This window comes from Janthinobacterium sp. JF4 (assembly GCF_059617925.1).
Map to the genome: position 1 here is coordinate 1 of NZ_JCAQAV010000093.1, position 1,952 is coordinate 1,952.

At 57.7% G+C, this 1,952-nt stretch carries 1 protein-coding gene and 1 tRNA gene; both read right to left on the minus strand.

Annotated features, from left to right (window positions below):
* Nucleotides 1-174 precede the first annotated feature (174 nt).
* Nucleotides 175-250: transfer RNA gene (locus AC54AF_RS26975), tRNA-Glu, on the minus strand.
* Nucleotides 251-483: 233 nt separating this feature from the next.
* Nucleotides 484-1,560, minus strand: coding sequence for a DUF5694 domain-containing protein (locus AC54AF_RS26980; RefSeq protein ID WP_496639041.1), 1,077 nt, complete (start codon nt 1,558-1,560; stop codon nt 484-486).
* Between the last annotated feature and the right edge of the window lie 392 nt (nt 1,561-1,952).

Here is a 1,952-nt window from a genome sequence, read left to right on the forward strand (position 1 = left end):
CTGTACTCACCGTGAAAGGGTGATGTCCTAGGCCTCTAGACGATGGGGACAGAAATCTGTCCTGAATGCGCTACTTTGCATCCTGACCCGGTACTGCAGCAATATGGCAGAAACAAAAAAAGCCTGACTTGTCAGGCCCGTTCAGCACTGCACTCTTACTTTACAACTAAATCCTGGCGTCCCCAAGGGGATTCGAACCCCTGTACTCACCGTGAAAGGGTGATGTCCTAGGCCTCTAGACGATGGGGACCTGTGCTGGCTTTACTCTCAGCGGACTCTTCGTTGAAGGCTTTGCTTAGCCCCTCAAAAAAGCGTGCGCGAAGTTTAACACGAAGCGATTCACGAAATCAACTGCCGGCCTTCTTTTTTCCACCTTATTTGCATCACTCCTCCCTATGAGGACAGGATAATGGCAAGAAGATATCGGCGCGCCAGAGACGCGGAGAAAACCGCGCCAACCTTCTGGCGCGGCAAAAGCATTCCTTAGCGCAAGACCTCGTCCGCATTGACGATGCGCACATCATGCATCTGGTGCAGATATGCCTCCAGGTAGCCCTTGTGCGATGCGCCGACGATGACCAGGGTGCGCATGCCCGGACGCGCCGCCATGATCTCGCGGATATTCGACGCCATGCGCAAGTTGCGCACCTCCCAGGAGGCCACGTAGTTGCGGCCATAACGCTGCGGCGACGGCTCTTCCAGCGCCGCGCCAAAATCGCCGCGGAAGGCCAGATCCGCCTCGGCGCGTCCGTTATAGGCGCGATAGATCGCCAGCACGCCCGCAGGCGTATTCAATTGCCCCTCAAACCCGACGTGAATGCGCTTGCGCTCCGCCGAAAAGGGATTGTCCCAGGCCTTCCTGATCGCCTTGACATAAGCCTTTTCATCGTCGACAGGCATATCGGATGTATGGTCATCCATGCCATGCACGCGCTCGTGCCCGCTCTTCGCCGCCAGCACGGCAGCAATCTGATAGCTCTCGTTGCGCTGCGCCAGCAGGGAATTGAGGTCTGCGGCCATGGGCTCGTTCACGCCATCACCGGCGCGCCGCTCATCCACAGGCAGACGCAGCCATTGCACCAGCGCCGATGCACGCTCGCCACCGGCCAGGAACAGGGAGGCCAATGTGCGCTGCTGCGCGGCAGACGGCGCCGCTGGCCAGGCCGCCAGCAAGCGCTCCGCCTGCGCCGTGGCCGCGATCACAGCCAGGCCCGTGGCAGCCCGCGCGACGGAAGTGTCATAGCAATAGGTTTTCACCGTATCGTCATAGCGCTGCGGATAAGCACGCAAGTAAGCGCATTGCAAGCCGGAAAGCGCCTCGATCGCAATCGCGTCCGGCCGCCAGCCCGCCAGGCGCTCGTTGAGCAAGCTCAATTGAGACGGATCAAACGATTTCGGCAATTGCGCCAAATGGGGCGAACCAAGCACCAGCACGTCATTGGTCGGGCCCTTTTGCAACTTCAGCGCACCGGGATCGAATCTCGCCGCAGGCGGCGCGTCCGCGTGCGCGGGAACATGAATAACAGCAGCAAGAAAAAAACTGGCAAATACGCGGTGCATCCTGTCTCCTCAATGTAATGGTCCATTTTTTATCCGCGGGCATGATGAAATCAAGCCGCCCGCCAAATGTAACCACTCCGCGAATCACTGTCAGTTATATCCATGCAACCAATAGGCACAAAAAAAGCCGCCCGAGGCGACTTTGATTTATTCATTTCTATTTACCGCCTGCTTCCGCGCTATCGGTGGAGGTTTGCGGGAGCTAACCGCTGACCTCTTGCATGCCATGCAAGCGCGCTAACAGCTTATATTCCCCCGAGGGGTATGGCGGAAATATTCCGGGCATAAAAAAATCCGCTCGAGGCGACTTTGATTATTATGTGATTTCTGCGCTGTTGGTGGAGGTTTGCGGGAGCTAACCGCTGACCTCTTGCATGCCATGCAAGCGCGCT

Excerpts from the sequence above, each read along its gene's own strand:
- AC54AF_RS26980 (WP_496639041.1), bottom strand. The coding sequence starts at position 1,560 with ATGCACCGCGTATTTGCCAGTTTTTTTCTTGCTGCTGTTATTCATGTT.